Source organism: Cetobacterium somerae ATCC BAA-474 (assembly GCF_000479045.1).
GTDB lineage: Bacteria > Fusobacteriota > Fusobacteriia > Fusobacteriales > Fusobacteriaceae > Cetobacterium_A > Cetobacterium_A somerae.
The window spans coordinates 1-8,572 of record NZ_KI518150.1 but is presented as its reverse complement, the minus strand read 5'-3'; the positions used below and the strand labels follow the sequence as shown (position 1 = coordinate 8,572).

General features: G+C 28.0%; 7 protein-coding genes and 1 riboswitch. Of the genes, 5 read left to right on the top strand and 2 right to left on the bottom strand.

All coding sequences use genetic code 11. The features are described from left to right. The first annotated feature begins 154 nt into the window (after positions 1 to 154). From HMPREF0202_RS06760 to HMPREF0202_RS06740, 5 genes are all read left to right on the top strand, one after another. The gene (locus HMPREF0202_RS06760) at positions 155 to 1,426 is read left to right on the top strand and encodes a hypothetical protein (RefSeq protein WP_023052365.1); all 1,272 of its coding nucleotides are present in this window, start codon (positions 155 to 157) and stop codon (positions 1,424 to 1,426) included. Between the two features lie 48 nt (positions 1,427 to 1,474). Continuing rightward, entirely contained in the window at positions 1,475 to 1,861 is a 387-nt protein-coding gene (locus tag HMPREF0202_RS06755) for an META domain-containing protein (RefSeq protein ID WP_023052364.1), read from the top strand. A gap of 25 nt (positions 1,862 to 1,886) precedes the next feature. Continuing rightward, the gene (locus HMPREF0202_RS06750; protein WP_211231167.1) at positions 1,887 to 2,318 is read left to right on the top strand and encodes a C40 family peptidase; all 432 of its coding nucleotides are present in this window, start codon (positions 1,887 to 1,889) and stop codon (positions 2,316 to 2,318) included. Between the two features lie 123 nt (positions 2,319 to 2,441). Beyond that, a riboswitch (cobalamin riboswitch) is annotated at positions 2,442 to 2,622 on the top strand. A gap of 193 nt (positions 2,623 to 2,815) precedes the next feature. Next, positions 2,816 to 4,861 carry a TonB-dependent receptor gene (locus HMPREF0202_RS06745; protein ID WP_040406724.1) on the top strand — a complete coding sequence of 682 codons (2,046 nt, stop codon included), beginning with the start codon at positions 2,816 to 2,818 and terminating at the stop codon, positions 4,859 to 4,861. Positions 4,862 to 4,873: 12 nt separating this feature from the next. Next, positions 4,874 to 5,413 carry a CxxCxxCC domain-containing protein gene (locus tag HMPREF0202_RS06740; protein WP_023052361.1) on the top strand — a complete coding sequence of 180 codons (540 nt, stop codon included), beginning with the start codon at positions 4,874 to 4,876 and terminating at the stop codon, positions 5,411 to 5,413. Between the two features lie 12 nt (positions 5,414 to 5,425). On the opposite strand, the gene HMPREF0202_RS06735 is transcribed toward HMPREF0202_RS06740, so the two are convergent. Both HMPREF0202_RS06735 and glmS read right to left on the bottom strand, forming a co-directional pair. After that, positions 5,426 to 6,280, bottom strand: a complete 855-nt coding sequence (locus tag HMPREF0202_RS06735; protein ID WP_023052360.1) for a DMT family transporter — start codon at positions 6,278 to 6,280, stop codon at positions 5,426 to 5,428. A 94-nt stretch (positions 6,281 to 6,374) separates the two neighbouring features. After that, positions 6,375 to 8,195: a glutamine--fructose-6-phosphate transaminase (isomerizing) gene (gene glmS / locus HMPREF0202_RS06730; protein WP_023052359.1), complete on the bottom strand. Its 1,821-nt coding sequence runs from the start codon at positions 8,193 to 8,195 to the stop codon at positions 6,375 to 6,377. Positions 8,196 to 8,572: the final 377 nt, after the last annotated feature.

Sequence of the window (8,572 nt, the reverse complement as noted above, 5' to 3'; positions counted from 1 at the left end):
GTGATTGGTTCGACTCCGATAAGCGGCACCATAAAAAGTTATTAACTCCTTATAGAAGGAGTTTTTTTTTATTTTTTGTAACATTTCTTTTTTTAATAAAAAAATATAGTATAATTTAATAGAAGTATATATAGAAAAAACATTTGGGGGGAATATGAAAAATATATTAATACTATTGCTTTTGATTTATACAAATATAATGGCAACAAAAAATGTAGTAACTTTAAAATATAAATCCAATGAACCGTTATTAGGAAAGGGGCATTACCTCGTTCTTTCTGATATTCCAATTCCAACCTATCCAAATACAGTTGGATATTTTTCAACTGTAGATATTTTAGGAAAAAATTTGAAGATAGATAAAAATTTAGAGAAAGTTATAATTAAAAAAGGCAAAGAAATAATAAAAGAAAAAAGTGTTATTTGGGATAAATATACTTTTCAAATGGAGAAAATAGATTTAGATGGCTTGATTATAGAGTTAAAATGGAAAAGTTTAAATAGACAAAAAATGGAATTAATGATTTATGAATGGGATTTAAAAGAAAAAGAATATGAATTAGAAATAGAATATAGATATCCTGACAAAATTGAGACACAAGTTCTGAAGATAGAAATGCCTAATTTCAATTCGGATATATATTTAGATTTTGATTATAAAAATCCAATTTTGAAAAAACAAGAGTATGGAAAAAAATATTTGATAGTTAAAAAAATACAATTAAATGATTATAATTTAGAAATAACAAAAAGTGAAAATAAATTAGATGGATTAAGATTGATTTTAAAGCCAGAAGGGGTAATAGAAGGAGATAATCAAGATACTAATTATTATAGAAATACTGTTAAAGTTGTCCCTTTGATAGAGAAATATCCAGGAGTTTTTCTTGAGGAGTTAGATTATGGTAATATATTTAAAAATTCAAATGAAATTTTTATAGGAGTAGAGCTACCAAAAGATTTAAATTATAATAAGACTTACAAAATTTCAGGAGATATTTTGAGTATAGCTTATAAAAATAAAAAAAATACGTTGATAGATAAAATAGTTATTTTAAGTGGTAAAAAGGAGATTTTTAAAATCATAGGAATAACTAAAAATTATAATAGTCAGGATAAAATACAGATAGGTGATTCAGAAAAAAATAATAAATATTATGAAGTTGAATCTTCAAATATTATAAATAAAAACTATAAAAACTTGAAAATAAAACTTAATAATATTGAAGAGGTTATAGATAATTTAGGAAATTCTAGAGTAATATTGTTTGAAAATATGAAAATTAAAGTTGAGAATGGAAAAGTTTTTGTTTCCATTGATGAGTTGGAAAAATTTGAACAAGGTCAAGAAATTACATATGATATATTAAATAAAAATAATGAAATAATAGATAAAATAAATTTAAAATTTTATATGGAGAATTAAAGCTGAACATGTTAGAATAGGAAATAATAATAAAGAAGAGGTGAAAAAATGAAGAAGCTACTATTGTTTTTAATTACAACTATGTTATTTGTAGGATGTTTTGGAAAAAAAGAGGATATAAGTTCTCAAATTATAGGGAATACATATATTCTTCAAGGTGTTCTTCCAGAAAGTGAAATTGATATTAATTTTGAGAAAGATAAGGTTTCTGGAACTTCAAGTGTTAACAGATATTTTGCAAACTATACATTAGAAGGAAATAAAATTTCAATTCAAGAGCCTGGATCTACTAGAATGATGGGACCTGAAAATTTAATGATACAAGAGCAAGAGTATTTAAAAAATCTTAAAGATTCAAAAGAGATTGAGGTAACAAAAGATGGGATTATACTACTTACAAATTCAGGAGTAAAATTAAATTTTGTTAAAAAATAATAGATTTCTTTTGAAAATATTACTTTTGTTCGTTTTAATTATATTCACAGGATGTTCATCAGCTAGGATTAGTGAAAGAGAAAGAAATGAAAGAACTGCTAAAATAACCGCTTTTTATAAAAGTTGGAAAGGGACTAGATATAGGCTAGGAGGTACAACTAAAAGCGGAGTGGATTGTTCAGCTCTAATGCAGCACCTTTATAAAGAAAAGTTTTCAAAGAAATTGCCAAGAACAACTAAAAATATGGCCCAAGAGGGAGATAAAATAAAAAAACCTAATTATTGGGAAGTTGGTGATTTAGTCTTTTTTAAGATTGGATGGAGAAAAACTCATCATGTTGGAGTTTATTTAGGTAATAATAAATTTATGCATGCATCAACATCAAAGGGTGTTGTAATTTCTGAGATAGATGGTTATTGGAATAATCATTTTTGGCAAGTTAGAAAAGTTTTATAATTAGAGAAGAAGTAGATATTCTGCTTCTTTTTTTTATAATATAAAAAAGAAGTCAAAATGAAAAAAATATTCAAATAATAAATGTTATATTCAAATAATTGACAAAATAAATTTAAAGTATTATATTATAAAAGTATTTTAAATGCCAAAAGGCTTAATAGAGGAAGATGGGTGAGAATCCCACGCAGCCCCAAGCTACTGTATTGTGGACGAAACTGATAGAACCACTGGATTATAAAATCTGGGAAGGGTTAGGAGTAGGATGAAACTAAGTCAGGAGACTTATTTAAAATTTAGTTTTTTATTTTTCGTGGGGGAAAGATGAGAAAGAAGAGTGTATTTTATAATACAATTTTTTGTAATTAAATAAAAACTTCTAATTTCTAATAAAAACTAAAGTTTAATGGGCTTTTGATTTTTATTAGATTTTTTAATTATCTAATATTTTTCTATATTGAGTAATTGTCATTTAAGAAGAAAATCAAATGGGAGGAAAGATGAGTAGAAAAATATTAGGAATAAGTTATTTGTTATTTTCCATCATATCTTTTGGTGAGAATACTAATAAAGTTATCAAATTAAGTGATAGTGTTATAACAACAGAAAATTTTGAAACCACTGTTAGGGATACATCTGCAAATATAAGTATTGTTACTTCACAAGAGATTAAAGATAGTGGAGCAAAAGATTTAGTAGATGTATTGAAAAATGTACCAGGAATAAGAGTGACAAGATATGCAGGAACAATAAAGTTTGATATAAGAGGATTAAATTCTATGTATAGTGATCGGAACTCTTTAATAACCTTAGATGGAGTACCAGTATCATCTAGTCAGATATCTAATTTACCTTTAGCTATGATTGATAGGGTAGAGGTTATTCCTGGAGGAGGAAACATACTTTACGGAGATAAAGCAATCGGTGGTGTAATAAATGTATTGACTAAAAATGTTGAAAATAAAGATTTTTATGGAAATATTTTTGGTGATTATGGAAGTTATAATACTAGAAAATATGGATTTCTTTATGGTGCAAAAATAACAGATAAATTTTTAGCTGAAGTAGCTTTTGTTGAAGATAGCAATAATGGATGGAGAGAACATGAAGATTTTAGAAATCATTCATTTAATTTAAAAGCTAAATATCTTTTGAAAAATGGAGAGATAGAGTATAAGTATACTTATAATAGAGATAAAAATAAATTAGGAGTAGCTGTTCCAAGATATATATCTGATAACGATAGAAAAAATCCTGGGAAAATTTCAGGTTCAAAATATGAGTCTAATGATAACTATTTAAAAATTTCTAAAAATATATCTTCAGATACAGAATTCCTAATATATGGAAACTATTATTATAGAAAAAATAGTAATTTTAATAGATATGCAGGAAACAAATATTATGGAAGCTTTAAAAGAGATGGAGATGATGAGCGAAAGTATGTAAAAGCTCAAATAAAACATAATTATAGTCCAGATGGGTATTTTATAGTGGGTATGGACTATTTAGATGAAGCTTTTAAACCTTATTCAGTTGGAAAGGAGTATAAGAAGGTAACAGGATTAGGGGAGAATGGTAAGGATAAGATAATGGGATATAAAAATGTACAGTCAGGGAATTCCACTAAAGAAAACTTTGGAACATTTTTTATGAATAAGTATGAGGTTGGTAAATTACAATTGAGTCAAGGAATAAGATATGACTATTCAAAATATAATTTTTATTGGAGAGACGCGAGTTTAAATAATTGGAATAAAATTGGAACGAAAGATGATAGTAAATATAATAATTACTCTTATGAATTAAGTGCTAACTATTTATATTCTGACACAGGTTCTACTTATATCTCATATAATAGAGCTTTTAGAACTCCGACAGCTTCTGAAATGAGATATACAAAAAATTCAGAGAAATTAAAGCCTCAAGTTCAAGATACAATTGAGATAGGACTTAAAGATTTTCTTAATGACACATATTTATCTATTTCTACATTTTATAAAAAAACACATGATGAGATATATTCAGCTATACCACCAGAGTTTTCAGGTATGGTAAACTATAACATTGGAAAAACTGAAAGAGTTGGATTTGAAGGAGTTGCTGAACACTATATAGATAAATTAACTTTAAAGTCATCTATAACTTATATAAAAAGTAAAATAGTAGACGGTGAATATGCAGGTTCTGAGATGCCAAGCGTACCCAATTGGAAAATAACAGGTGGATTAACATATGATTTTACTGAAAAATTTTCTACAACTTTTGAAGGTGTCTACTATAGTCAATCGTATGATTTAGATGATTTAGAAAATTTAAGAGGTAAAAATTCCGGTGAATATATAACCTTTGATTTATCTGCTTATTATAAAATAACTTCTGATTTTATGATAACAGGTAGAATTGAAAATATATTTGATGAAAAGTATGACGAATATGCAGGATATTGGGATGATAATTATGAGAATAATGAATGGAAATTTAGACGACAATACTATCCTGCAATAGGTAGAACACTAACAATAGGTATTTCGTATACGTTTTAAAAGGAAGAGGAAATGAAAATATTAAGAGAAATATTGGAAGATGCAAAAAATAAAATAGTGAAGTTGAATGGAGAAAGATTATGCAATCAAACCTCTAATTCATGTGGTTGTTGCAATTGGGATTATTCATTAATATCCTTAGATGAAAAGAGAGAGATAGTAGAGTTTTTAAGAAAAAATAATGAAGTAAAAGAAAAAGTATTGAAAAATAAACTAGAGGAAAGTGTTTGCTATTTTCACGATAAAGAACTAGGAAAATGTTTGATATATAAATTAAGGCCGATATGTTGTAGATATATATCATATAAAATCTATGAAAAAGATGATTGTTTTAAAACTTGCTCTCCTTTAGAACCTTGTAGAAAGAGTTGTTCAACAGTTATAAGATTAGAAAAAAAAGATGTTAGAATAGAAAAATACCCTTTAAAAAGTTATCAGCTAAATGATGAAAGATATTATTTTATAGACGATAAGGTTATAGAAGAATATAAGGAATATAAAAATAAACAAAATGTGAAGTTAAACAGTGTGATAGAAGAGATAAAAAAGTGATTGCTATAGCAATCACTTTTTTGATAATCTGTAGTTAAAAATAGCTGCTCCAATAATTATTAATCCACCAATCAGACTTAAAGTATCTGGAATTTCTTTCCAAAACATAAACCCGATTATAGCTGAAAATATAATACTTAAGTACTGGTATATAGAAACCTCACTAGCTAAAGCATATTTATAAGCGTATGCTAAACCAATTTGTCCAACAGTTGCAAAAATACCAGTTAAAATAAGATAAAATAATTGGACACCACTAGGAATAACAAATCCTTGTATTAACATAGGTGGAATCATTCCTACCATGGAAAAAGCTGAAAACCATAAAACTAAAGTTGATGGTTCTTCCATAGTTCTAAGATATCTAACTAAAGTATAGGCACCACCAGCAAAAATAGCTGACAAGAATCCTGCTAGAGCTGGAAGCATTTCAAAACTAAATTTAGGTTTGATAACAAGAAGAGCTCCAAATAATACAACGATTAAAATAGGGATTTGATGCCTTTCAAGTTTTTCTTTTAAGAATAGAGTTGCAAAAATAGTTACAAAGAATGGTGAAAGTTTATTTAATAAAGCTGAATCAGCTAAATAGAGTTTGTTTATGCAATAAAAATATAAAACTGCACCAGTTAACCCGATAACACATCTGTAAACCATAAATAATCTACTTCTATTACTACTTCCCCAAATATTTATATTTTGTCCTCTCATTGTAAAAAGTAACATAACTACACCAATAAGATTTCTAAAAAAAAGTTTTTCAAAAGTCGAGATATCGCTACCAATAAATTTAACTGTAGCTCCCATTAGTGCCATCCCTAAAGCAGAGATACACATCCAAATTGTGCCTTTTAATCTATCATTCATATATAACCTCCTAAAGTAAAAATATTATAACATGAAAAAATGTTAATTTCTACTTAATAAGTATAAAAAAAAGAGCCTATTGGCTCTTTTTGAATTATTCAACAGTTACTGATTTTGCTAGATTTCTAGGTTTATCTACATCGATACCTTTATCTACTGATGTAAAGTATGATAAAAGCTGTAACGGAATAATAGCTAATAGAACAGAGAAAACATCTTCAATATCTTCTACGCCGATAAACTCATCAGAAACGTCAATAGCTTCTTCACAAGATTTTCTTGCAACAGTTATAATATGTGCTCCTCTAGCTTTAAGTTCTTTAATATTTGATATTGTTTTTTCTAAAAGATTTGATTGCATTCCGATAACTACAACGGGTGTTCCCGGTTCGATTAAAGCTATTGAACCGTGCTTTAACTCTCCAGCAGGAAAGGCTTCAGTATGAATATATGTAATCTCTTTCATTTTTAATGATCCTTCTAGAGCTGTAGCAAAATCAACACCTCTTCCAATATAAAAACCATTATGCTTATCTTTCATAAAGTTTGCAACATTTTTAATAATTTCGGTATTATCTAAAGTAGTTTTAATTTTTTCTGGAATACTATATAAAGAAGATACTAACTTTTCTACTTTTTCTTTAGTTAATTTTCCTTTTTTCTCAGCTAAATATATAGCTAATAATTGAAAAATAGTCACCTGTGTTGTATAAGCTTTAGTAGAAGCAACTGCAATTTCAGGACCAGCCATAGTATAAATTGTGTTATGAGCTTCTCTTGAAATAGTTGAACCAACAACGTTAGTAATAGCTAATGTTTTTGCACCTCTAGATTTTGCTTCTTTTAAAGCTGCAAGTGTATCTAAGGTTTCACCAGATTGGCTTACAAAAATAGCTAAGGTATTTTCGTTAACAAAAGGATTCATATATCTATATTCAGATGCAATTTCAACTAAAGAGTTAATTCTAGAAATTTCTCTTAAAGCATATTGTCCTTGTAATCCAGCATGATACGCAGTTCCACAAGCGACAATATGAATCATATCAAATTTATTGATTTCATCATCAGATAAAACATCAGAGAAGTCAATGATTCCATTGTGAACTCTTCTATTCAAAGTTTCTTCGATAGATTTTGGCTGTTCGAAAATTTCTTTAATCATAAAATGAGGGAAGCCAGCTTTAGTAGCCTGCTCGTAGTCCCATTCAATAACTTTAATTTCTCTTCTTACAGAATTTAAAGTTTTGTCAAAGATTTCAATAGAGCTAGCAGTTAATCTAGCGATATCTCCATCTTCTAAAAAATACACATTCTTAGTATATTTTAGAAGTGCAGGGACATCAGATGCGATAATGTTTTCATTTTCACCAACTCCGATTACAAGTGGACTATCCTTTCTTGCACAGATAATTTCATCTGGAAAATCTTTATGAAGAATTCCAAGAGCATAACTCCCTCTAAGCTGTTTTATAGCTTCTGTAACAGCATTAAAAAGGTTTCCTTTATAAAGAGAATGAATAAGATGCGCAACCACTTCGGTATCTGTGTCAGAATTGAATCTATAACCCTTTTCAATAAGTTCATTTTTTAATATTGAATAATTTTCAATAATTCCGTTATGAACTACTGCAATAGACATATCTTCACTAAAGTGAGGATGAGAATTTCTATCAGATGGCTCACCATGAGTAGCCCATCTTGTATGACCGATTCCAATATGAGAGTCTAAATCCATTCCCTCTAGGTGAGTTTCTAAATTTTTTAGTTTACCTTTTTTCTTTTCAACTATAATTTTAGAATCCTTTATAATTGCGATACCAGCTGAGTCGTATCCTCTGTACTCAAGTTTTTCCAACCCTTGTAAAACAACGCTTTTAGCATCTCCTTTTCCTATGTAACCAACAATTCCACACATAAAAAATCCTCCTTAAAATATTTAATTTTCAATGTTCTTTATATTTAAGAAGAATCACTACTTACTTTCCTTTGTCCTAAAAGTCACCTTTTAGATTTGTAGAAGGTCTAAGGTTGTAGTCACCTCTGGAATACCCGCCGAATGTTCGATGATTCCAGTCCTCGTCAACTTAAAAAGTTCTGGCGCTTAGTTTCTTTTTAATTCTCCTAAATATAGAGTCATTCAATGGTATCATAAGTTGAAAAAAGTTGCAATAAAAACTTTTTTATAAAAAAATAAAAAACTTGTTGACTTTTACTGAAAAAAATGGTACTATTATTTTGTTGAAAGCGAAAGCGAGAAATCAACGCCTGGGTGGCGGAATAGGTAGACGCACA

Coding starts and splice junctions, on each gene's coding strand:
- HMPREF0202_RS06735 (WP_023052360.1), bottom strand. CDS start 6,280: ATGAATGATAGATTAAAAGGCACAATTTGGATGTGTATCTCTGCTTTA.
- HMPREF0202_RS06745 (WP_040406724.1), top strand. CDS start 2,816: ATGAGTAGAAAAATATTAGGAATAAGTTATTTGTTATTTTCCATCATA.
- glmS (WP_023052359.1), bottom strand. CDS start 8,195: ATGTGTGGAATTGTTGGTTACATAGGAAAAGGAGATGCTAAAAGCGTT.
- HMPREF0202_RS06755 (WP_023052364.1), top strand. CDS start 1,475: ATGAAGAAGCTACTATTGTTTTTAATTACAACTATGTTATTTGTAGGA.
- HMPREF0202_RS06760 (WP_023052365.1), top strand. CDS start 155: ATGAAAAATATATTAATACTATTGCTTTTGATTTATACAAATATAATG.
- HMPREF0202_RS06740 (WP_023052361.1), top strand. CDS start 4,874: ATGAAAATATTAAGAGAAATATTGGAAGATGCAAAAAATAAAATAGTG.